The sequence below is a fragment of the Stieleria maiorica genome, from assembly GCF_008035925.1.
In the GTDB taxonomy this organism is placed as follows: Bacteria; Planctomycetota; Planctomycetia; order Pirellulales; family Pirellulaceae; genus Stieleria; species Stieleria maiorica.
Genome location: NZ_CP036264.1, coordinates 8085896 through 8112804 on the forward strand (window position 1 = coordinate 8085896; position 26909 = coordinate 8112804).

At 57.1% G+C, this 26909-nt stretch carries 5 protein-coding genes; 4 read left to right on the plus strand and 1 reads right to left on the minus strand.

All coding sequences use genetic code 11. The features are described 5' to 3' along the window. From Mal15_RS27520 to Mal15_RS27530, 3 genes are all read left to right on the plus strand, one after another. Positions 1–23964: a DVUA0089 family protein gene (locus Mal15_RS27520; RefSeq protein ID WP_233903064.1), complete on the plus strand. Its 23964-nt coding sequence runs from the start codon at positions 1–3 to the stop codon at positions 23962–23964. 166 nt (positions 23965–24130) lie between these two features. Then, complete coding sequence (locus Mal15_RS27525; protein WP_233903065.1) at positions 24131–25549, plus strand: polymorphic toxin-type HINT domain-containing protein; 1419 nt, start codon at positions 24131–24133, stop codon at positions 25547–25549. 5 nt (positions 25550–25554) lie between these two features. Further along, positions 25555–25944 (plus strand): hypothetical protein, encoded by a 390-nt coding sequence (locus Mal15_RS27530; protein ID WP_147870696.1) that lies wholly within the window; start codon positions 25555–25557, stop codon positions 25942–25944. Between the two features lie 57 nt (positions 25945–26001). Here Mal15_RS27530 and Mal15_RS27535 read toward each other — a convergent pair whose 3' ends face one another. Continuing rightward, positions 26002–26334 carry a hypothetical protein gene (locus Mal15_RS27535; protein WP_147870697.1) on the minus strand — a complete coding sequence of 111 codons (333 nt, stop codon included), beginning with the start codon at positions 26332–26334 and terminating at the stop codon, positions 26002–26004. Between the two features lie 75 nt (positions 26335–26409). On the opposite strand from Mal15_RS27535, the gene Mal15_RS27540 reads away from it, so the two are divergent. After that, complete coding sequence (locus tag Mal15_RS27540) at positions 26410–26880, plus strand: hypothetical protein (RefSeq protein ID WP_147870698.1); 471 nt, start codon at positions 26410–26412, stop codon at positions 26878–26880. The last annotated feature ends 29 nt before the right edge of the window (positions 26881–26909 follow it).

Below are 26909 nucleotides of genomic sequence, written 5' to 3' on the forward strand. Positions count from 1 at the left end.
GTGACCCAAAAAAAGAACACGTGGCGATTGCGTCTATTGTGTCGAAAGCGGGACAAGCGTCGAGCCGTCGATCAGCATCGGCGGAAGCTGCTCTCCGAATCGCTGGAGCAACGGCAATTGTTGGCGGCCGATGGACCCGGAGATGACTTGGCATCGGCTCAAGTGATCACACTCCAGGCCAACACGCTCGTGGAGACCGATGCGACCTTGGGGGACGGTGACTATGGTTCAGCCGATGTCGATTTGTTCAAAGTCGATCTGACGGCTGGCCAATCCGTGAATGTCGATGTGGACGCGTACTACTTCGACGACGGCACGGGGAACTTTTCGTTCAACAGTTACTTGCGCGTCTTCGATTCCTTCGGAACGGAACTGGCCAGCAATGATGATATGTTGTCGTCCAACGACTACCAGGGATTCAGCTATGACAGCTACCTGACGTTCACGCCCAGCGCGACCGGATCGTACTACATCGGCGTGACCGCCAACGGCAATACGAGCTATGACCCGACGATCCAAGGATCCGGGTACTACTCCGGGACGGGCGCATATAAGTTGCAATTGACCGCCCAGGCGGCGCCGGAGCCTTCGGTTGGCGTCGGCGACGTGGTGATCAGTGAAGACGGCGGATTTGTCGTCTTCGATGTCACCTTGAGTGAAGCGGTCGCGGCAGCGGTGACGCTCGATTACACCACCGTTGACGGAACCGCGACGGCACCGGGTGACTACACGACTGTGTCTGGTTCGCTGACGTTTGCGGCTGGCGAAGTGAGCAAGACGGTCAGCGTGCCGATCGCAAACGACGCGATGGAGGAACCCGACGAAACGTTTGATTTGGTCATTTCGAACGTCGTCGGCGTGACGGTGAACGACTCGACCGGAACCGCGACGATCGCCAACGACGATTTACCGCCCGGTGATCCCCCCGGTGATCGCTTGCAGGACGCCCTGGCAGTCAGCCTGCCGCCCGACACGCTTGTGGAGACCGATGCGACCTTGGGTGACGGCAACTATGGTTCCGCCGATGTCGATCTGTTCAAAGTCGATCTGACGGCTGGCCAAACCGTGAATGTTGATGTGGATGCCTACTACTTCGACGACGGCACGGGGAATTTTTCGTTCAACAGCTACTTGCGCGTCTTCGATTCCTCCGGAACGGAACTGGCCAGCAACGACGACATGCTTTCGTCCAACGACTACCAGGGCTTCAGCTATGACAGCTACCTGACGTTCACGCCCAGCGCGACCGGATCGTACTACATCGGTGTGACCGCCAACGGCAATACGAGCTATGACCCGACGATCCAAGGGTCCGGGTACTACTCCGGGACCGGCGCATACAAGTTGCAATTGACCGCCCAGGCGGCGCCGGGGCCTTCGATTAGCGTCGGTGACGTGGTGATCAGTGAGGACGGGGGAAATGCCGTCTTCGATGTCACCTTGAGTGAAGCGGCCTCGGCAGCGGTGACGCTCGATTACACCACCGTTGACGGAACCGCGACGGCACCGGGTGACTACACGACAGTGTCTGGTTCGCTGACGTTTGCGGCTGGCGAAGTGAGCAAGACGGTCAGCGTGCCGATCGCAAACGACGCGATGGAGGAACCCGACGAAACGTTTGATTTGGTCATTTCGAACGTCGTCGGCGTGGCGGTGAACGACTCGACCGGAACCGCGACGATCGCCAACGACGATTTACCGCCCGGTGATCCCCCCGGTGATCGCTTGCAGGACGCCCTGGCAGTCAGCCTGCCGCCCGACACGCTCGTAAAGACCGATGCGACCTTGGGTGACGGCAACTATGGTTCAGCCGATGTCGATTTGTTCAAAATCGATCTGACGGCTGGCCAAACCGTGAATGTTGATGTGGATGCCTACTACTTCGACGACGGCACGGGGAATTTTTCGTTCAACAGCTACTTGCGCGTCTTCGATTCCTCCGGAACGGAACTGGCCAGCAACGACGACATGCTTTCGTCCAACGACTACCAGGGATTCAGCTATGACAGCTACCTGACGTTCACACCCAGCGCGACCGGATCGTACTACATCGGCGTGACCGCCAACGGCAACACGAGCTATGACCCGACGATCCAAGGGGCCGGTACATCGAGTGGCACTGGCAATTATCGTCTGCAGTTGCTCGCCGAGTCGCCGGCAATTCCGACCATCGACGTCAGCGACGTTTCCATCGTTGAAAGTTCAGGACTGATCAGTTTCCAGATCACGTTGAGCGCGTCGAGTGCGAGTCCCGTGACCGTCGACTATGCCACGGCGGACGGATCGGCGGTTGCTCCGGATGACTATTCGACGCAAACGGGGACCCTGACCTTCAGCCCCGGCCAGACGAGCAAGTTGGTGAATGTCTCGGTGGGCGACGACAATGTGGTTGAAGGGGATGAATCATTCACATTTTCACTGTCTAACCCGAGTGGCGGAACGGTCGGAAACGGATCCGCCGTGGGAACGATCCAAAACGACGATTTTTCGACCATTCCTCAGCTGAGCGTAAACGACGTCTCGGTCAACGAAGCTGGAACGACGGCGACGTTCACCGTGTCACTGGACATCAGCGATGCCGGTCCGATCACGGTCGACTATGGGACCAGCGACGGCAGTGCATCCGCGGGGGCGGACTACGCCGCCGCGACCGGAACGTTGACTTTCCCCGCTGGCACAACCAGCCGGACCTTCGACGTGTCGATTACCGACGATTCAGACATCGAAAACGAGGAATCGTTTCATGTGACGCTTTCCAACGTGACCGGCAACGCGCAGCTGCTTGACCAGACCGGAGTGGGCGTGATCGTCGACAACGACGTTCCGCCCATTTTCGTTGTCGTCTCCGATCCCTCCGCGTCGGAGCGATTTGCGTCGCAGGAGAGCGATCGTGGACAGTTCCGCATTGTGTTGAGCGAGGCGTTCAATACGGAAGCCGTTGTCACCTACACACTCGCCGGAACGGCAACCCCTGGCATCGACTATGAATCGCTGACCGGAACAGCGATCATACCTGCCGGGCGGCGTGAAACCGTGATCGACATCGATGTCATCTACGACGGGGTTTCTGAGGCCGATGAAACGGTCACGATCACATTGGATCAGATCAGCCTGGAGGGGATTCCGATCGGCGCAAACAACTCCGCGACGATCATCATTGCCAATCAGGATCGTCCCAACCAGGCGCCCAGGGCGGAGGCAAACTACTTCTCGATCTATCGGGATCAACCCCTGGTCGTTTCCGCCGACGGATATTTGGAAAACGATTCTGATCACGAAGGCGACCCTCTGAGCTCCCAGCTGGTTTCAAAACCTCGTTATGGAACGCTGACCGATGCCGGTGACGGATCGTTCCATTATCAGCCGTATCCTGGCTTCTTTGGGGTTGATTCTTTCCGGTACCGTGCCTTCGACGGCCGCGACTACAGTCACCCGGCGACCGTTGACATCGAAGTGATCGAATCCGAGCCGACCGTGCTGGACCTGGAGGAAAAACTGACGCCGATTGTGGTTAACGCGTATGGCGAAAGCACCGATCCGAATGCGATGACACTGCGCAACGCGATCGCACTTGCCAACGCCAATGGCCCGTCAAAGGACATCATCGAGTTTGCCCTCGCGGTGGAGAATCCACAGGTGCGGTTGTCCAACGGCGAAATCACGATCGCATCGGATCTGGAGATTCGGGGAGGTGATTTTCCTGTCGAGGTGTGGACGGACGATGAATCCAGGTTGTTCAAGATTGAGGCGGGATTCAGCGTTGCCATCAGCGATCTGGTGATCGCCCACCGCGAAGCACCATCGGGACAGATTCCGATACTACAGGGAGACGATGGCGCGGGCATTCTGAATCGAGGCGATCTGACATTGGAGCGGGTCCATCTGACCGAGCACCATACGACGACCGGCCTGGGCGGCGCACTGTTCAACGATAACGGTGCGTCGTTAACACTGACGCAAAGCACGTTGTCGGACAGTTCAGCCTCGATGGGCGGCGGACTCTACAACGCGGACGGCGGTTCCGTGATCGTCAATACGTCGACCGTCTCATCCAACGCGGCAGGCTCGTGGGGCGGCGGTGTCTACAACGCCGGCGACGCGGAAATCATCGCGTCGACGATCGCCTATAACACGGCAAATACCGCCGCCAACCTTGCCGCCGTCTCACTGGCGAGTCTGTCGAACACGATCCTGGTGTCCGACCCCTGTTTTGCTGACGTGGAACAGAGCACGATCGAATCGAACGGCGGAAACCTGGTGGGTGTCGTGAAGACGTCGACCGGATTTGACGCCGCGCTGGAGGATCAGATCGGCAGCGCAGCAGCACCGCTGGATGCAAAACTGAGCGAATTGCAGGACAACGGCGGAGTGGCTCCCACGCACATGTTGTTGCCGGGCAGTCCCGCCATCGACGCGGGGACCGACATCCATCACTTCGTCGACCAGCGCGGTGCCGAGCGAACACTGGACGGACTGGAACACGATGCGCTGGGCGATTCGGTCGCTCGCGTTGATATCGGCGCCGTCGAGTTTGGCACGTTCTTCGTCGAACCTCTGGAAGACAATACCGGTTGGTCGTTGGATGCGGGCGACATGACGGATCTGGGCGATGGTCGTGTCGACGTCGATTTGCAGACGCCGGGCGATCAAATCACGCTGCGGGCCGCCATCCAGGAACTCAATGCGCTGGCCGGGCACGCCAACGACTTCGGTTCGATCCAAGGGGTTTTCGAGGGCGCCATCCTGTTCGACCACGTCGCCAGTCCCACCTGGTATCAGATCAAGAAAGAAGGGAATCAGGAGGATTCCGCTGCAACGGGCGACCTGGACATTTACGGCGATGTCAGCATTCGCGGATCGATGAATCGGAGCGGCCAGTCGTCCATCATCGTGAACGGCCCCTGGGACGGCACCACGGTGACTGCCTTTTCAGACGAGATCGGACAGTACATTGTTCCACACCGACTCGATCGTCTCTTCCACCTGCATCCCGGATCCCGAGTCGATTTCGAAGACATCGAGCTGCGGAGGGGGTCGGCGGTCTTCGAGGACGGCACCGGATCTGGCGGTGCGGTGCTCAATCAAGAGGCGGATCTGTACGTTCGCAATTCGAAAATTGCAGGAAGCTACGCCCAATACGGCGCCGGCGTCTACACGGTCGGAGGAACCTCCCATCTGGACCGAGACACCATTCTGTCGGGCAACCTCGGTGCCAATGGCGCCGCGGCGTATCTTGATTCGGGAGAATTGACGGTCTCCGATAGCGACGTTGTTTACAACTTGATGACGCGCCGGGGAGGTGGATTTTATGTCAAGGATGGGGATCTGCTGATTCATGAAAAGACATTGATCACCGGACAGGGGACCGATCGGGCCTTCGGCGAGAACCTGCCCAACGGGCACGCCGGCGGTGATCTGATGGCCGAAGGCGTGGCCCTCTATGTCGAAGGGGGTGAGGTGCGTTTCGATGATTCCTCCGTCTATAAAAACGACTACGATACCGACTCGTATGAGGCGGAACTGCTCCAAGGTCTTCTCGCCGGTTACGCGGATAGCTTGTACTCGACGACCAGCGAGATCCTGATCGAACCGTCGGGCAGCTTCAAGTCGCAGGATTCCTATTTCGGCGAATCAAATTCGTTCGTCATGGGATCTCGGTTCACGAGCATCGTCTCCTCCGGAAACGTTGAAGTGAACCGAGGGTTGTTTGACGGGACGACCAAGGTGATCACGAACTACCGTACCGGCAAGGCGCTGATCGAAAACTCGCACATCACGGGCAACCGTGGATGGGCGGCCGATGCCTTGATCGTCGATTGGGCGTACCTTGCCGAAGACGCTCCCAGCGGTCACACCTACGAAACGGCCCCGATCACGGATGCCCACGTTCACAATTACGGTGGCGAACTCACGTTTCTCAATACCGTCGTCGATGGAGGTTCGGTGGATGCGGGAGGGTTCTTTGCGATCGTCAACCGCGGGCACGACGGCGTGATGAACATCATTGATTCGACCATCGCGAATGTGATGTCGCATGATGCGCCGACGATCTACAACCGCGACAGCGAACTCAACCTGCTCAATTCAACGATTCACACGACGTCCAACGAAATCGAGTATCGTTGGATCGGCGCGGTCCAGCACTTTGGGCACGGCGAATACCTGGCGTCCACCGATCCGCTCGTCGCACGACTGGCCGTTGAAGCTTCGCCCGGCCAGGTCGACGGGCAAGGTAATCCATACTTGGAATTGGTCGATGCCGGCCCGTTTTTCGGGCGTCAGCTACCGATGGACGTTTTCATCCGCGGCGAACCGGTCACGATCACCGGCGTGGACTTTCAGGCGAATACGGTGACCGTCGATTCGATCCCGAGAGTCTTGTTCGCCGGATCGACCCTTCAGCAGGCCATCGTCATTGAAAGCGATCGAGTCGGTGTGGAAGATGAAACGAAACTCGTGGATGTGGGCCGACTGTCGCTCAGCCAGGAGGTCGGTGAGGACGATCGGACGTTGTATTTACACGATACGATCGAACTGACGGTGTTCGATCTGCCCATGGAAGTTGTGATCAACGATGAGCGGATGACCATTATCGACGTCAACCACACGAACCGTTCAATTGACGTTGATCGCGTCTTTCCCGTTCGACACGAAGCCGAATCAGCGGTCGTCGTGCACAACGAATTCGCGACCCAAATGGTGATCGACAACCTCGACCAGATACTGCAACATGAGTTGCCGATGGACGTTTACGTCGCGGTGTATGACCGAGCCAATGTCGCCTATCGCGCCGACGGCTACGGGCCGAACCGGGGGCACGACGCTCTGGAGCCGGATTATGTGTTGACCGAAGACTATCGTCTGCTGCACTCGGAAGCCCAGGTCGGCAATACACACCTGATTCACGCCAATGTGCGGGCGGCCGAAGTGATGACCATCACCGCCATCGATCCGCTCACCGGAGTCGCCGACATCCAACGCGGTCGGCAGGGCACCGTCCCGATCCGCTTCGATCAAGCCGCGCACATTTGGGGGATCCCCGGCGCGCTGACCATTTCCGGGACGACCTTCTCCGGAAACGCGATGGGGGACCACCTCTTTACCGGAACCGATCGGGTCTACAGCGGATCGTACGCACACCCGGACGAACACGATCGCACCCAGTCGATCATTCGCACGGAGGTTGCCGAATTCGCGCCGCCCACGGTGATCGAGAACAGCACGATTGCCGGTAGCGAAACATGGGGCCCCTTTGCGTCGATCTGGACCGACCGGACGTCGCTGTACACCGGTGCGCAGCCGCGCCGCTATGACACCTATCATCTGGTGGTCCATGGCGACGATCGGTCCATCGACCTCGATGATCGGTTCGCCGACGAAGTCCGTAGCCTGACGCTGGAAAACAATGTCTTGGCCGATTCGAAATTCCGGCTCAGCGAGCAGGAGTTGGCACATCTGTTGGAATTGGAAGACGGCCAACTGCACCTGAATTTCATCGAGAGCAAAGCGCACGAGATCGGTTATTCGCCGGATGTCGATCCGGATTACCGGCCGCAGGCGGTCGACATTGACATTCCCGGTGGCGACGCGGGGGAAACCGATGGCGTCGACGATGGCGAGCCGGGGGGAGGAGGAGGAGGAGATACCGGCGGTGATTCAAACGCCCACAACACGTTACTTGCCGATGGACAGGTCGACACCCTGCAGGCAAGCCCGTTTCGCCTGGTGGACGACCTTCCCCGGCTCGACCTGGTGATCAGTGACAACGAGTCGCAAACGCATTTTTCGTCGACGGGAACCCCCGAGGGGATCTTCGAATTCCACGCGGACGCCTTCGGACGTGATCGGCTGGTGTTCGACGCCAACGACCCGGCCAGTTTGGCGCAGTGGCGTTTCGACAACCTCCATCCCGCACCGGAACAACTGGCGTCTGACTACGCCGTGTTGGCAAGTTTCGTAGGCGGCATTGAGACGAGTTTCCACGCGCGCGTGATCGTCGACCAGGCGTACAATCGCCGCGTATACCAACACCTTGACGGACCAGACTGGCGTGATCGCTACCCAGACGTTGGCGTGCCTTTTGTTGAAACACGGTGGATCCAATGGGATGGCCCGGATGCCCAGGGCAACAGTCTGATCACCGTCGACAAAGCGGTCTTGCCGCCGGACAAATACATCCAGATCAGCGCCAGCATTTACGAGGTCCTGAGTGTTGTCGATAATCAGGATGCCACAGAAACCTATCAAGTGACGCCGGCGGATCCCGCCAGCGTGGATCTTCCCGACCTGTTTTACGGTCAACTGCAAAGCAACAGTGTGCTGCATCTGGAGCGTGTCCCGCCCGTTGAAGTCGAGTTGCCATTGCTGGCCGATGTGGACGCCTCGGCGACCAGCATCCTGGTTCGCGAATCGAACGTCTTGCCCGACAGAATCGTGCGTATCGAGCATGAGGTGCTGGAGGTCGTTGGCGTCACCGATCTGGGTGACCGAACGCATCGCTACGACGTCGTCCGGGGCGTTGATGGGACCATGGCGGTGAGCCATACCACGGACCAGGAGGTTGTACTGGTCAACCGCTTGCTGCCGATGGAATTCGAAACGCGTTTGCAGCAGGGTATCGATGCCTCGACCAACGTCCTGGTCGTCAATGAAACCCGTCTGCATCCAGGCGAAGTGATCCGGATCGGCGAGGAAGAGATGATCGTTGCCGGGATCATCGATCGCGACAGCGGCAACCACACGTACCAAGTCGTTCGTGGCGTAAACTTTACAACGCCCGTCAGCCACTCCACCGGCGCCATCCTCACCTCACTACAGGGTAAGCTGCCTCGTAGCATCAATCGCGGATCGTGGCAGTTGGACACGGCCGTCGATCACCAGGCTACCGTCGTCTACCTGGGGGGCGCTTCTGCCGCGGTCACTGGCCAGTACTTGAGGATCGGCGACGAACTGATGAAGGTGACTGCGGACCTGGGTGGCGGGGTCTATCAAGTCGATCGAGGTGTCAAGCTGACCACCGCGTCGGCGCACGACGCGGGTGAGTTTGCGACCCTGCCCCTGAAGGACTCTGGGTTCCAAACCCAGACGGACGTCTCGCAGCTTTCCAACTCTGTCGATCAGGTTGTCACCCGGTTTGCAGTCCAAAGCCCGAGCTTTCCGGTCAACTCACGGATCCGGGTCAACAACGAGATCATGAAGGTTGTCGGCGTCGACCACGACAATCAGATGATCGATGTGGTTCGCGGTGTCCGATACAGCCCGATCGAGAGTCACCAGGCGTTGGATTCGATCGAACGCATTGACGATCGTGGCAACTACTGGCGCGATGAACGCTTCGTCACGCAACTCCATACGGCGGTCGCCGCCGATGCGACCGAGATCGTCGTCGGCCAGACCGAGACGTTTGGCGTTCCGTTGTTAAAAATCAACGACGAACTGATGGAGGTGTTGCAGGTCACCGATCACGGTAATGGGACGCAAACCTTCACGGTACTGAGAGGTGTCGAGGGAACTGTCGCACAGACGCACGGTGTCGCGAATATCGTCGAGGGCTGGAACAGCAGCGTCCGATTGCCCAATCACGACGTCGACCAGACCGTTCGATTTCGATCGACGTTGTTGCATGACGTGGATGCCAGCGCGACGCAAATCGCCTTTGTCGATGACGATGGAACGGCGGGGATTGCAGACGCGATCATTCAAATCGGCAATGAAGTCCTCAAGCTCACCGGCGAGACGGTGGATCAAAACGGGATTCTGTACCGCACCGTGGTCCGCGGATTCGAGGGGACGGAGGCCGTTTCGCATGCCGAAGGCACCGATGTATTCGACCTGAACGACGAAGTGGGCTGGCGGACGGTCGAGTACGAGCAAATTGTGGAAGTCGCAACCCGCCTCCGAGCGGATCTTGATTTGATCACCACCTCGATCATCGTCGACGCGACTCAAGGGCATCCCGGACAATTCGTGCGAATCGGCCAGGAGCAGCTCAAAGTCGTCAGTATTACTGATAACGGCGACGGCACCCATACCTACGATGTCATTCGCGGCGTCAACGACACCGCCCCGGAAAGTCATGCCGCATCGGCGCAGGTCGTGATGATGAATCGGATCGTCTACGATCCGGAATTCGATCGCGAGTGGATTCGAGTTTTTGATTCGATCGAGCTGGAACATTCGCTCGTTTTCGTGCAGATGTCGGCCGACCCGAATGCCATCGGTGACGAGTTTGTGGCCGATGCCATGCGGCTGCAACAGCTCGACGTCTCTGAAACCTTGATGCCGAAAGCCCCCCGAGCAGCCTACGATCTCTATGGCGGTAGCGCACAGGATACGGGGTCCGAAGGCGATCCCGATGTTTCGTCCCCCAGCGACGATTCGGGAACCGGTTCGCAATCGACGGACGTGCCGCTGAATGAAGCAGAGCGTCTGAGGTCTCCGTATTTCCAGTTTCTGCCCCACCTGGAACCCTGTGCCACGCAGTCACATGCGGTCAGCGTGGTTTCGAGTGGTCAGTGGACCGATTGGACCTTCCCCGACCTTGCCCGTGACGACTACTTCGTGTTGACCACCTGGGACGGTACCGATGACGGTGAGGTCTCCGTCTATGATCCGATCACCGGCGAGTATCTTTCCACCACGCCCGGACCCGACGGCGTTTCGTTCAATCTGAATGATGCCTGGCTGGAACTGTATCGCACGTGGGACCCCGATGACATCACGCTGCCCAGCGCCGGGACCGGTTGGTACCTGTTTTCCGAAGTCCAGGTGCGGAACGGCGAGCTTCGCGTTCGCGCCAACTCGCCCGGCGTGCCGATCGGCGGCGATCTCCGCGAACAGGTTTGCGTGATCACCGAGGACCAATACAAAAACCTGTTCCGAGGCATCACGCGGGCCGCGGCGGAAGAGTTCGGGTATGCGGAGTCGCTGCGAACCGAGCAGACACGCTTTATCTCCGACGACCAAGTTGCCGGACTGGGTGATGTGTCGTTCTCGATCGACGGATCTGACGCGACGGTCCAGCCGGGCGGTTTCGCCGGCTCGCACGTGATCCTGGGCGACCAGACATCGGCAACTTGGACGTTCAGCGATCTCGCCCCGGGCACGTATTTCATCGCATCGAGTTCGATCCCTTACCTCGGGCAACCGACGCTACCGTTTACCGCCACGACCACTGGCGGCGCGGTCCTGGCACAGGGGACACTCAACTTCAGCGTTGACGGCCAGGGAGAACGACAGATTGATCGCAGCGGCGGCAACTCGGACAACCAAGGGCGCGATCTCGTCTTCTTGGAAGAATTTGTCGATGTGCGCGGACCACACGACCCCGAATCACCGACCTGGAACGATTTCACTCAACCGCCTCCAGATGACGCCCTCTCGCAGTTTTGGGTGGTGCTCGATACCGTCACGATCAGCGGCAGTGAACTCTCGGTGACGATCAATGGCAACGTCAATGGCATCGCCGCCGATGCGATCCGTCTCGAGCGAATCGATACCGGCGGTGCGGGGTTGTCGTCGCTGACCTATCTGCGCGACGACGTCGTGGGCCAACGCCCCGGCGAGGGAGCGCCGCTCATCGATGAGGGAATTGATCAGCTGTTCAAGGGGATCGACTCGGAGTTGTACGCGCCGATTTCGGACGACTATGACGATGTCTATCTGGCCGTCAGTGAACCGGAGCGGTTCATCCACAGCGAAGCCAACCTGCTGGCGCCGCCCTTTCCGTACGAGATCCAGGTTCGCTCGGAAACGATGCGTGTGCTCGGTTACGACAAATGGACGATGAAGCTGATCGTCGAACGAGGCGTGCTGGGGACAAAGGCCACCTGGCACGAAATCGGCACCAACGTCTTGCAGGGATTTGCCGGGACATCAACCACACTGCTTGAGCCGCTGTCGGCCGGCGATGATTCCTTCTTGGTCAAGGCGATTCATGGTCTGCCCGAAGTCCGACAGTTTGATATTCACATCGGTGCCGAGGAGATGACGGTCACGCGAGTCACCGACAACTTCGACGGAACGTTCACCTTTGAAGTCCGGCGAGCGGAACATGGGACCCCGGAGGAGCCCCTGTTGTTGAAGGATTCCAAGGTGCTGGTGCTGGCTGACAAGCTGGGCGGCAACCGCATGGTCGATGGCGACGATCAGGGAAGCCGCAGCATCGACTTTGGCGCGGTCGAGCCGATTTACATTCGCGTCGATTCACAAGAAGACAGTCTGGATCTTCACCCCGGTGACGGGTACGTGACGACAACCAGCGGCAACAAGTCGTTGCGCGCCGCGATCATGGAAGCCAATGCCTTGGGTGGCAGCGCGACGATTTACCTGGGGGCCGGAAGCTATGGCATCTCCCTGGCGGGAGTCGACCAGGGCATCGGCGAGGAAGTGGGTGACCTGGACATCACCGGAACGATTTCGATCATCGGTCCAAGTTCGGGCTTGGCAGTGATCGATGGCCATCAACTCGATCGCGTCTTCGATGTCCACCCCGGCGCCACATTGCAACTGATCAATGTGTTAATTCGAGGCGGCGATACGGCCGATGTGGGAGGCGGGGTCCGCGTCGTCGATGGGACGTTGATCACAATCGATAGTGCGATTCGCACAAGCCAGGCCGTCCTGGGGGCTGGGATTTACGCCCAGAACAGCACCATCTCGATCGCGCGTTCGGAGTTCTCCGGGAATCACGCCTCCGCCGACGGCGGAGCGATGGCGACCTACGAAAGCAAGATCGAGATCGCCAATTCGACAATCTCCGGCAATACAGCGGACAACGCTGCCGGGGCGATCTACTTCGATGCGTCCTCGGTCGCCACGATCTCATCGAGCACGATCGTCCAGAACAGCGCTGGGGATGTGGGCGGGGTGATCGCCGACAGCATGGTCGACATCGAACTGACGATCATCGCCGACAACCAGCACGCCGGCAGCGGATCGCCCGACGTGCGCGGACGATTCGAATCGGCCGGAAACAATCTCGTGGGAATCAACCAAACAGCGACGACACAACTCTACGAAGCCGAGAACGACTTGTTCGCTGTTGATCACACGATCACCGTGACCGATCCGTTCGGGTTGCCGGAGACGCCCTTCAAAATTCTGGTTGACGGTCTCGAATTCCTGGTCGACAAGGTCACGGCCAACACCCTCTATCTGGACCAGGACTTCGCCAATTCATCCTCCTGGAACCCGCAAGTCGGGGCGGAGATTCGATACGACCATTTCTGGGGTGAAGGCGATCTGGTCGGGTCGGTTGTCTCGCCGCTCGAACCGGGACTCGCGCCGCTGGCCAACAACGGTGGGGCCACGCAGTCACACCTGCCGCTGGTCGGCAGCCCCGTCGTCGATGTGGGGCCCAGGCCAGAAGGCTCGATCGAGCGATTCGATCAGAGACGTTCGGATCGTTTCGTCGATACCACACGCGACGGATTGATGAAACGCGATATCGGTGCGATCGAACTGTACCGCTGGCTGAACATCGGTCCCGAGTCAGACGCGCTGGCCGTGGAAACCGATGAAGGCTCGACGCAAACATTCACGTTTGCGGTGACCCGCGGAGAGGTCGGCGAGGCGTTGACGGTCGATTATGTGGTCAAGGGGCATGGCTATTACCCCGCGACGGCTTCCGATTTTGTCGGCGGTGCGTTCCCCTCCGGCACCGTAGAATTTGCGCCCGGTGAGGCGTACAAGATCGTGCAAGTGCACGTGCAGGGCGACGACATCGTTGAAGCGGAACAGGGATTCGGCGTCTACTTGCGCAATGCGTCGCTGTTATCCAGTTACAAACATGATGTCGCTTATGTGACCATCGCCAACGACGATTCGGCCGAGCTGCTCACGCCCGGGGAGAGCGAGGTCTGGGAAGACGACGGCGATGACAATGATCCGAATACCTTTCCGGACATGACGGAATTGGTGGCCACGTTCGAATTGAGCCATGCAGTCGAAAACGGTTTCACAACGCCGCTCGACATCTACGTCTATGATCTGCTTGACACTCTTGTGATGCCATTCGAAGTGAGTCTGGTCGAACAGAATCTGGTCGACCAGTTCGGAAATCTTTACGACCACTACGAAGCTGTCTTTTCGTTCGCCGGATTCAAGGGCGAAACGAAGGAACTGACGTTTGCAACCGCCGTCGACCAGTCGGAAGGGTTTGGCATGCGAATTCACATCGAGACGCGATCGATCGTGGCCACCAGCCCCGCTCAGCGTCGCGCCGTGGGAACAACATGGTGGGACGGCATCATTCTGGAAGAAGAAGGAATTCCGGCGGACTGGAGCAATCACCTCAACAGTGGTGACGGCACGGGCAATGGCACCGGCGACGGCACCGGCGACGGCACCGGCGAAGGCGGCGGTGGCGACGACCTCTACGGGGACGGCGACGGAGGAGGGGACGGAAACGGCGACCTGTACGGCGACGGAGGAGGTGATGGATACGGCGATCTGTATGGCGACGGCGAAGGAGGCGGTGAAGGCGACCTGTATGGCGACGGAACGGGAGATGGAACTGGGGACGGAACAGGCGACGGAACTGGCGACGGAACTGGGGACGGAACTGGGGACGGAACTGGGGACGGAACTGGGGACGGAACTGGGGACGGAACTGGGGACGGAATTGGGGACGGAACTGGGGACGGAACTGGCGACGGAACTGGGGACGGGCCGACCGAACCGGACCCCACCTGGGAGCCTGAGATGTTCGACTCTCGGCCCTTCCCGCCGCTACCAGGACCGGGGGAATGCACTCCGGATTCCGAGGAATACGCCCGTTGGGCATCGTCGATCAAAGCCCAATCGAACTTCATCACTCAGATGGATGACCAGTTCTTTGACGCGCTCTCCGGGGTTCCGTGGGACGACCACGGCGAAGAGTCGGTGTTTTGGTTCCTCTCCAACCAACCGCCGCGAGAGCTGATGTTCCTCGCTTCGCAGCGGACGATGCAACGTTACTTGTTTGAGTGGAACACGTGCTCTGTCCCGTTGCCGGAAGACGAGGAGGAAGAGTCGACCGAGGCGCCCGAACGCCGCTACTACGAACCCAAACGCAAGGACAGTAAACCGGTGCAAACCGATCGTGAACTGCCCCCTTGGATCGAGCATGAGCAGGTTCCAAACCCGCAAAACTTTGACTTGGGTGCGATCGTTCAAGACTACAGCGTCTCGCACAAGGGGGAACTGAAGTTCAATCCGATTGCTTCTTACGCGATTCCCGAAACTGTGAATATGACGGCCAACCCCGAGATCAAGATGAAGGTCAAAGGGGCGACCGGAGGATGGATCGAAGGAACCTACACCCACACGGAAGTATTCGACCCCGAAGTGGGGCCGGTCGAGCTATACAGAGTCACGGTCAATGATGATATGACCGTCACCTTTCGCCCGAGCAGCGGCATCAAACCTCATTTGAAGCCACGCCGCGACGGAGGTGGCGCGATCTTCCAGTACGACATGCTGCGTAGCTTCGAAGTCGGCGTTTTCCTTGAAGGAGAATCGACATCACTTGCAGAAGCAAACGTCGACATGTTGGTCACCGATACGCTGCCGGTGCTGCGCGGTGACCGCACCCATGAGCCTGACTCCCAAACCAAACGACTGTATACAGACGGTCCGGTTTTTGTCGATTTCGAGACAACGATGCGAGTCGACCTGTCGGAATTGTTGGTCGACGAGGACGGCGACGAATTCAAAATCTTGGGGATCGCGACCGGCTCCACGGGGTTCAGCGAAGGACCGATACGAACCGACGATTTCTCGGTCTTCTACAAACTCGGCGAGGTCGAGCGTTCCACGAAGCATGAAGAACTCAGTGGGTTCATTGGAGGGCTCAATAGTATCAATCCGTTCGCCAATGTCGCCGAAGCCGTGACGTGGCGCGTTGTTGATGAACCAAGCCTGAGAGCGAAAGTGGTGGGCAACTTCTTGGATCTGCACAACCCGCTTTCCGAAAATGACGTCGTTTCGTCGATGAGCGCCAACAGACGCTGGAACCCCAATCCGGGCCGAAGCAAGGTCACCGTTCAACTGCTGGTGCACGATCCGAACCGGGTGAATGCAGATGGTAAAAAAATTGTCCGAATTGTCGAAGTCGAAGTTAAAGCTCGGACCGAAGCGGCGCAGAGCACTGCAATTTCGCAAACGACACAACCTTGGGTGGACTTGGTCAATCCAGCCCTACCTGAACGACATCCCAATTTGTTCGTCGATCGCGACGAGGACGGAAATCCCATTGATGAGAACGGAGATCCGTTTGAAGATTGGGAGCCGGAAGACCTGAACCCACCGGATCCTTCCCTATGGCATTTTGGCGGTCACTACGTAGGCGCAAACCGCGCTTTCGATTCGGTCGGAGGAACGGCGGTCGACCTCGCAGGCGGATCGTTCCTTGTCGATCACGGCGTGATCCTCGATGGGTCCGGCGGGGCGTCGGAACTGGGGTTGCCGGGTCTGATTTATGACTCATCGACCGTCTACACTGATGACCATCGCCCGGTCGTTGTGGCAAAGATCGCGAAACCGGACGGTGTGACGGCCAATCAGGTCAAAGCCAAACTGACTTGGTACGACCATGTCAACCAAGAACAGGTCAATTTGCGGACGCCCTACGGAAAGCCTTATGTAACGCCCGAGGACAAACGCGAGTTTACTCTCGACTGGACGGACAATTCGGCAACCATCGCGATTCCCGCTGAGGTTACTCCTCTCTTCTCAGGCCTCTACTCCTGGGAGCTGGAAGTCGAGTTGCCATTCGGGACGTTGGTCACACACGGTCAGTCGCCGGTCATTGTCAGCCAGACGGTGGAGCCCGGTGACTTCAAGGACCAGAGCCCCGTCAAATGGGAGCAGAGTGCGGTGTTCGGCGAGGGATGGGCTTTGGACGGCGTTCCCACCCTTACGCTCGATCGATTTGATCGCGACGACCACGTCGACAACCGCTATGACGACCGAATCCTTCTTTCTTTCCCAGGCTCCGAGACACGCATTTTCGACCTCAGTGCTTACACGTCCGGCGCCCAAATGGAACTCTCCAGCCTGCAACCAGGTGGTAAAACAATCAGCGAACATACGTTCGCCGACGTCCAGGAATACGGCACGCTGACAGCGCGGTCGGCCCAATACGGACGAGAACCTCACGATAGTGAATCCGGGTTGCCCGACGAGTTTGTTTATCGCATGGGCGACGGTACGGAATATGTCTTCTTTCGATACGATGTGAAACCAAATGACTCGGAAACAATCCGAGTTCCACGTTACCTGTTGAATCGAATTGAGCTCCCGGGGATCGACTTCGATCCGGCTTCCGATCCCCTGGACGCCGCCTCGACGGAGCGTCGAGGCGTCGTGTTCAATCGTGAAGACGACAAAGACAATGCGTTCTTTGGACGACTCGTCGGCATCGTTGCATCCGACGGCGCAGAGACAACCGTCTCCTACATTCCTGAAGGTGCTCCCAATGGTGGTCAGGAAGGGTACGTCAAAGACTTCAAGTACGAAGTCCAAGTTCAGGACGAGAACGGCAATGACGTGACGAAGGTGCGTGAAGTTGTGCTTGATGTGACGGGGGACAAGCTGAGAAGCGTGACCCATCTCAATGAGGCGCCGATGGACCTGGCCGGGATTGCGGCGCCTGACGTCGTGCGGACGTTTGAATACGGCGATGCCGCAGATGACACAGATCCCTTGAACGATGGGTTACTGACGAAGTACGAGTGGGGATCGGACCGGCAGACCGTCTTTGAATACGCGCACGGTTTAACGCATCAGACCGGGCTGGCGCAAATCAACTATGGGGACAGTGATATCGTTTATGAGATTGTTCCCGGCGTGTTGGGAGCAATGCAAAGGAGCCGCAATGGTAATGGTTCGGCAAACAGCGCGACATCGAGCGTTGTGATTTTCCCGCTGGTTGGCGAGTCCCGCGTCGATCCAAAGTACAAGAAGTACGATGCGTCTAATCCAGATGGAGCCGACGTTCATGGCAAGGTGATTGATGCCAACAACTACGACATCCACGGTCGACTTCTTCAGGTGCGAAATATTTTTGGCGTTGACTCGGAGTCAACAACGCTCTCCGACGTCAAGTACAAGCTCAACGCAACGGGTGACGCAAAAAGGATCGAGAACGTCAAGGCGGAGTCAATCACGCATCTCCGCTACGACTACCAAATCCCGGATGCCAAACGGGAGCCCGTCGACCAACCGCCTTCCGCGGAAGCACCTAATGGCATCAAAGAATCCAATGTCTTTGACATGGACGACTACCGCGGCAACGTCACCCACATCGTGACGCCGTTGTTGACGACCATCTACGAATACGAAACGCGAGATGATATGCAGGATGCAGTGGGTACGGTCATGGTAGCGTTGACGGTGTACAACAAACCATTAGCGTCAGCATCTCCCGCCGTGGTCAATCCTTACTTGCGCACCGAATATGCTCGGCAGAAAGATGGCCGAATACTTACGATACGCGAGATCCGAAACGGATCCGATGCCGACGGAACTGGTCCGGTTTCTAAGAAAGACGAGGACCGATTGGAAACTTGGTCCTACTACGGAACCGAAGGAAACGGTCAACTGAAGCAACACATCGACGCGCGCGGACTTGTCACGAACTATCAGACCTATTTCCGTGCTAAATCGGCCACAGTAGAGGTGCCATTTCTGGGGATCACCTCGGCCGTTGCCTATGACAGCTTTGGCTACTCCAATACCAAGACCGACAGCGCCTCTGGCAGCAATATCCAGATCGAAGACTACGATTATGACAGGGTCGGTAGGCTGCGCCGCAGTCGCACTGTGAATCCGGACGGTTTGGTGATATCGGAAGATTTTCTGGAATACGCCGCCGACGGCAACACGACCAAGTCTACTCAGGTTCAAACGCCGACGCTCTACACCTACGAAGCTAGTGGTGAAGCTCCCGCCTCTGCCAATCGTGTCGATACGATTTCGGTGTGGAATAGAGCGGGACTCTTAACGTCCGTCACAGCCGCGGCTGGCCAGACCTACAAGGCAGCCGTCACAAACGACCCGGCCCAGGATCCACCCGTCGATATCCAACAGACCACGCACTATTCCTACTATGCCGATGGCTCGATGAAACGCACCGAGCTTCCCGATTCCTCCGACCAGCGATTCTTCATCCAACCTGATAGCCAATATGTAGACCCAGAATCGCTGCACATCGGCCCGGTCCCGCCGCCAACTCCGGTAACAACGACATGGGTGACAACTTCGAAGGTGCGCGATGACGATGCATTCGGCGAGGACGTTATGCGTACCGATGTTGACCGGACTGGACGCCAGATTGCCTCACACAACCTGCTTACCGGTGAACGATCGCGGCTCTCCTATCCTTCGACGTTTTCGAGCGATCCGAACAAAGTTCAGCAACTGGTCAATCTAGGAACGTATTCCGGAGGCACTATCTGGGTCACAAGTGCCCTCCTGAATGACTCGCTCGGTCGCCAGCTGTCCAAGGTAACTCTCGGCAATATAGCTCAGAAACCGAGTGCTCCTGTCGTGACTGACTACGATGAGCTCGGTTATGTCTTGGAGACCACTATTCACCCCGAACTCGTGAACTCTCCTGCGATTCAAAACGGTTTGCCGGTCTTCGTGCAGCAACCGGTTTCGACAGAGTATGTCAATAACGCTTCAGGGGACGTCGTAAACGTAACCGAAAATCGCTTCACTTACGATGGCAGCGGTTGGAACGAAGTCCCAATCGTAACATCGTTCACTTTTGATCAGGCGGGGCGATTGACTTTGGTCGAGGACCCACTCTCCGGCGACGAACCCAATACCGTCGATGCGAGCAACGTCTACACTTTCTTTAATGGTTGGCTCGAAGTCAGATCGACCAACCGTAACCAGGTCGAAACAGTAACCTATTTTGATGGACTCGGGCGGACGGTACAGGTGGATGACCACCTTGGAGGTGAGACCCACTACGAGTTCGACACCGCCGGTCGGTTGGCAAAGACGTACACAATCAATTCCGGCGATCCCTCATTCAGCAGCCGCCGGGCCGAATATCTCTACGACCAATTGGGGCGACAGCGCGCGGTGATCCTTGGAACGGGCACCGATTCGATCTTTACAGCTACTGATTATTACGATGCAATCGACCAATGGAATCTGGTCACTCTGCCGGCAATGTCCGGACGTCCCGAAGACATCTCGGCAAATCTTGAAGACTTCGCAACCAAGGTAAAACTGGATGCTGCGGGTAATACATTTGAGATTCTGTCGCCTTCATCTGGAGAAGTCACTCGAGTGGACGGAAATCTAACCGACTTCAACTCCTATGTGACCAGAATCAACTATCAATATGACAGTCAAAATGTCACGTTGAAGACTGAAACTACGATCGAGAACGCAAAAAACGATGATCTACTCAACGAAAACGCAGTGTTCTGGTCCCTGGTTAACTCTCGGGGACAACAATTGGAGTCGTATCACCCGCTCTACGTAGGCCAGGCGGTATCAAATCCGACACCCGAGAAGCATCAAGATTTTTCTTACGATCCGCAGGGTCGTCTCGTCCTCGTTCAGGACCAACAGGGCAGCGGCACTCGCTATGGCGATTTCGATCCGATAACGGGAAAGGCCCTAACGGTGAAGTCAGGAGATACCGTCTCCGGGCTCAATTCAGCGACTCGGTATATCTACGATTCCGCAGGCCATGTGACGCGACTGACGGTTGGCGATTCCCCAGACATCAATACGACTTACGATGAGTTGGGACGCAAGATCAACGAACAATCACTTGTCAAGCTGGATGTTGGTCAGGCGAATGCAAGTTCTGTCCAGCGACAATGGAAGTATGGGGGATTAATGACTCGTTACACGAACCGTGATGGCGAGGTTATCGTCACACATGCTGTGCCCGGATCCCCCGTGCTGTCGCGATATCTTTTCGATCCCAATACGCTGGCACCGTTCGACGACGACGACCTGCCGGAGGGTAACGATTGGACTAGCAACGAAACTTGGGGAGCTGCCGCTACGACGAAGCAGACATTCACGACGAATGCTCTTGGCGAAACAACCAAAGCGCAACAGACTGATGACGACTCCAGAACCGCCACCGTTGAATTCGAGTTTAATTCGCTGGGCCGAGTTACCTCGGACACTCAAGTGAGTGCGGGGGGAGTTTACAGCGATCTTCCGAACATGATCGTTACTAACACCTATCATCCAGAAGGAATGCGATTGCTAGGGAATTTCTTTGTCAATTCCGAGTCGACCGGCATACCCGTTTTGAAAGAAACCGTAACGTTCAATAATGTAGGTGCACCTATATCGGTGTTCGCTGACCACGTGAGTTCCGAGTCCGCATATTGGGTTAATGGCAGCGTTGCGCAGGACCATACAATCGATTGGTACTTTAACGCCGACGGAACGTACCGCGAAACAAAACGGTATACCGGCATGGCGCTCCCGCGCGGAGTGTCACAGTTCCAATATGACGACAAGGGACGAACCGAGGAGCTCGAACATACGCAAAATGGTGCGTTGAAGATTGCCAATCACGGAATTTCCTATGCTTCCGAGTTGAACGTCGACACCCGATTTATGGAAGGTTTTGCCGCAAACGGCATGAACGGGATTCTCGATCACCTGCGAGACAATGACTTCGACAGTTTCGGACGATTAAAAGAATCCAAGGTGCGTTATGAGGCTGATCCGGCTCCACTGCTGGTCGATCAACAGTATGTTCTCGACTCCAATGGCAACCGAGAAAGCGAGGCCTCCATTGGGATTCATGGCAATCGCATCTTCCGCGATGCTTTCTACGAATATGAGTACGACAAGGAAGGAAGAGTCACGAGAAAGACACAAGTCTCGGGACTGACAGATGTTGTGATTGACGCGACCATAAGTGAGAAATTGAGTAGCCCATCTCCTGGCTGGACTGGAGCTGACGGAGTGTACTCGCCGGATAGCGATCCACCCATGCAGTGGCAGTCACACGATTCTACTGCAACCTTAACCGCCACAGAATCCAATGTCGAAGCCGGATACTACGAGGTTTGGAAGATTTGGAACCCAATCGTTGACCCGGATCCACTCGCCGTAGATCCATCTGAGGACCCAGGCACTGCAACTGTGACGGTATCGGTCGGCTCCCACGAAGTCATTTCGCGGTCGCTCTTTTTCGGGGACACTCCATCGGGGCGAGTCGATAGCTCCGGTCTCCAATGGGAACTGGTAGGAGGCATAACGCTTACCACTGCAACCGGGGTAGACGTTAAAGTGACGCCCGATGGTGACGGGCTGGTTGCATTCGACGCGATTCGAATTGTGCCCCGCAGGTTCACTGCTGAGTATGAATGGGACGCGCTCGGGCGACTCGCGCAGGCGACGATTGAGGATGCGATTCTGGGAGATGCAAACATCAAGTTCGGATACGATGCACTTGATCGCTTAATCTCGCGCGAGGTAACGAACTCACCGGAAAGCAGCGTCACAGGATATCTCTACGATGGCAGCGATGTGCAGTTTGAGACCAATCCGCAAGGAACAATAAGTCGATCGTGGCTAACATTCAATGGTGTCAACTACGCGGTTGATGTCTCTGATAGCGGCTACTCGCAAACAATCTGGATGTATGCCGACATCGAAGGGTCTGTCCGGTCACTCGCACACGTGGTCGATTCAAACTGGGAAGTATTACACCGCACATTCAGCGAAGACGGTTTGATCCTGTCCGGTGAGCACAAGGTCGTTGGAAATACAGGCAACCCACTGCTAATCAACGCACCGCAGATCTGGCGTGGGCAACTGTTCGACGATGAACTCCTGCTCTATCATGGGGCGGGAGTAGGAGCTTACGATCCCGAAAACAACCGCTCTTTGATTGACCGCGGAGGCGCAAATGGCTACACAGCCTTCAGCACGTTGTCCTCCGTTACCATCGCTGGGTCAGTAAATCATACGACGCTTGCTGCGAATTTTGTCCAGGCGTTCAACACATACCGATCTGCGAACGCGGAAGCCGTTCGGTCGGCTGGAAGATACGTCGGCAATGTCATTCGTAACGACGCCTACGATCGCGCTTACGAGAGCGGTCACTATGCCGGCACGTTGACCGCCATGGAAGGGGCCGTCAAAGGCGCATTTGTTGAAGGGCTCTTCAATCTTGGGTCGACGCTTGTTGATCCGATCAGTACGGTCCAGGGGATCAGTGCCACAGCCAGCGGCTACTACGACGCCGGAGGGGGCGGACTCAATGGTGTCGCGACCGCGGCCGCCGGATTGCTCGGATTGACCGGAATCGGTGAATCTTACTACGGAGTTGACATTCTCACCGGAAACCAACTGTCATCCGATGAGCGATTTGACCGCGGTGTGATGGGCGTTGCTTCAGCGATGTCCTTTGTGGGTGGTCCGGCGACGACGTCGCTCGGTCGCAACGCCATCCTGGCGGCAGGGCGCAGTTCAAGAATGGGGCGAATCGCCCAGTACCGGCACTTCCGCGCCAAGACCGGTGCATCAAGTCTTGCTAGGCAATCGATGGGAATTGGCGCTAGCAAACACAGTAAGTGCTTTGTTGCAGGGACACCCGTTTACGTGCCAATCGATCCCGACGATCGACTTGCCATGGCCATGTTGGGGGCAAGCACCACCAACATGGCAATCGGCGCCGGTTGGCGTCTGCCGGCGGGGATTGGGGCCGGTGTGTTCGGCTTGGCTACACTCGCAGCCTCAGAGTTTTACGCAGCGCGAACGCGACGGCGCGCCCAGGAAACTCGCGATAGCCGTTACGGCGACGACGATGTCTTCGCAAACAACGAATCTTGGCTCGATCAGGTCGAGCTGCTGTGGGGGCAAGGCGGCCTTGGTGCGGGTGACACAAGTTTTTCAGGATCGATCGAATCAGCTGCGGATCAGGTCGCCAATGAATTGGCGGCAGTAATGGGCAATCGAGGGAGGCCCAGGTTTGCATGACGAACGTTTGAATTCGTTTCGTGAATTTGTTTCATACCTCTGATCCGCTCAACACATCTTTCCGGTAACTGTCATGTCCTCAAACCCTAATCACGACCGTATCCGCCGAATTCAAATCGTCGGTCGACTTACGGCTGTCACCGGGCTGCTCGTCGCTGCCTACTTGATGTTCGGTGCACCCGAGCGCCGGCCTCAACATCTTAAGGAGGCAGCAGCGTCGGATAACGCCGAGCAGCTCGTCTCGCTTTCTTCCGCGAGACCAATGCCGACCGCACACCCATTGGTCGGAACCAGGCCGATCGAAGAGATCTGTGTCGGCGATCGTGTCCTGGCGCACAACCCGGAAGTCTCCGACGAAGAACGCGCCTCGTGGAGCGAACCGGATTGGAATGATTGGCTGCAGCTTTCCCTGGTCATGCCCAAGGAGGACGGCAGTGAGCTGACGATCGAACTGCTGCGCAGCGAAGACTGGGTTCGATCGCAAATCAATTTCATCGTCGACGAGAAGGAAGACGCATCAACCGAGGTCGCGTTTCCCAAAGTGCCGACGATCGATATCGGCCAAGCGGAATTGTCGGTTCCGTTGTCTCCGTTGCGGCCCATCTTTCGTGATTTGGCGATCACGGATTTCGTCATTGCCGATGCGGGGTTGGAACTGGTCGGGTTGGCCGCGGAGATGGACCTTCCGGAGTTGGCGATCACCGGCCCGGCGGTGATCGTTGACCTTCGACCCGCACCGCAAGTGCAGCCGGGCACTGGCCGTGTCGTCACGGCGACGTTCCATCACTCCAGCGGCGACGTCATCGACCTGACCATCGGCGACCAAGTCTCCACCGAAACCATCGGCACCACCAGCAACCACCCCTTTTGGTCCGCAGACCGCGCAGAGTACGTCCAAGCCGCCACGCTAGAAATCGGAGAACAAGTCCAAACCCACGCCGGAGACACCAAACAAGTCGTCTCCAAACTCCCCAGACCCGGCCCGCAAGCTGTCTTCAATCTGGAAGTACACGGGGAGCACGTGTACTACGTGGGGGACCGAGGCGTCCTGGTCCACAATACACAACGCTACAATGGCACCGGTGCGTTTGGCCGCGACCCTGCCGCAAAGGTTGGAATCTCAGCCGAGCGAGCGGCGGAAATACGCAGTAATGCCCGACTAATGCTCCGGTACGTTAAGGAGATCGAGGCACATACTGGATTTCGCCTTGGTCGGAAGCAGAGAAAGGAAATCATAAAACATTTCCGAGAAAATGGTGACGAAATCCAATTTCTCTCGCCGGAAGCCACCGAGGCCCACCGATGGACAAATTCGCAACTAAGATCCCTACGCAAACGATGGGCAAGGGAAACTCAACAAACTTGGCCCACATACACTCAAACCGAAATAGACACCGTGCCAAACATGAACGATGCGCGTAAAGTCGGTTGGCATTATGATGCCCATGAGTACATTCCAAATCAATTTAACGCTCCTCATCAGTGGTGGAATCTTGTGCCGGCCCGATTCCCTGATCGTCATCAAGGAGGCATTCACGGTACTGGCGCAGCTTATGGCGAAATAGTTGATAGGTTTGGAGGATGACGATATTGTACGACGAACTGAAAAAGCAGATCCTCGAAGACGAGGACACCGATTTTGATTCAGTTTCAGACACTACGATTGCCGAAATTGAATCCGACTATCCAGAAATTCCCCAGGACTACATCGCATTCCTTCGGGAGGTAGGTTGGGGGGCAATCGCCATGTGCTATGTGATCTATAGATCACCAAAAACGTTTGGTGAGGTATACGATGCAGCGACACCACAAGACATCATTCTTATTGGGGACAATATGTCGGGCAGGTGTATCGGATTCGACAAGTGGACATGGAATATCGTCGAAGTCCAGAACACAGGAAAAGTAGTTCCTATGGACTCAAGCTTCTCGCAAGCAATCAGTGAAATTTGCTATGAGATTTTTGAGGAAGAAGACTAGCGACCCGTCTTTCCGCGGATGAGAAAAGGGTCAGACGAGAATCGCACGGGCATAAGCCTAAGCTGCTGTGGCGTAGCGGTTTCGGTTCGGGCTGCGTTTCGCTTTCATGAGCTTGTCGTTTTTCTGCCTGCGTTTGAGTTCCCGTTTTTCTTGGTGACCTGGTCGATTGCCGATAACGAGTTCGGAGATCGTTTCGAGTAGGTTGTCGAATTGTTGGCTCGGGTGTCGGCAGCGGAGTCGAAGAAAAACTGCAAGCTCCTCAATCGCTTGCATTGCGTCGGTAAAGTTCTGTCTTGTCGGGCATCGCCCGAACTTCAACGCAGATGCCATGATCGCAGCGCGGACGAGATCGAATCCAATCCTATGTCGGTGGATTTTCTTGCGAACCATTTGCGGGCTCGTGCATTGCAAGTGCTCCATCTGCACTTGAGTTTTCAGGCTTCGGGAAGAGAACTGCACCTGGCAATGGGGCCTCTGCCGGACCCGTCACTCGACGATCTGGGGACTGACTTCAGTGACACGGGGGACGGGGACATCGGCATGATGAAATTGGGCGACAATTCCAGCGGGCTCAACCACTCATTTGCCTACAACGGCGTGTTCTTCGATCAGCCGTGCATCGTGTTGAGCTTGAGTGCCCAGGAGGTGTCGGCCGAAGAAAAAAGCGAATTGGAAACGCAATTGAAAGAAGACGCGGAAAACGCGTTCTTTCTCCCCACCGGCCTGAACGTTACTTTGACGCTGACCCCCGACGGTTCACTGATGTCAATGAATGTCTGGATCGGCAATTCGTCGTTGAGCATTAATCGCGGACCGGCGGTCGACGTGGATATCGACGGAGAATCGATCAGCGGTCGCGACGGCATGTCGTCAAAGGAATTTAACAACGAAGAGTTGTCATTTCATGCTGAGTTCGAGACTGAGATTCATTTCTGACCTCGTCGTTTGGTTCACCTTCGACCACG

What these genes read in the sequence shown, in the direction of transcription:
- Mal15_RS27525 (WP_233903065.1), top strand. Translation starts at nt 24,131, where the DNA reads ATGTTCGGTGCACCCGAGCGCCGGCCTCAACATCTTAAGGAGGCAGCA.
- Mal15_RS27535 (WP_147870697.1), bottom strand. Translation starts at nt 26,334, where the DNA reads ATGGTTCGCAAGAAAATCCACCGACATAGGATTGGATTCGATCTCGTC.
- Mal15_RS27540 (WP_147870698.1), top strand. Translation starts at nt 26,410, where the DNA reads ATGGGGCCTCTGCCGGACCCGTCACTCGACGATCTGGGGACTGACTTC.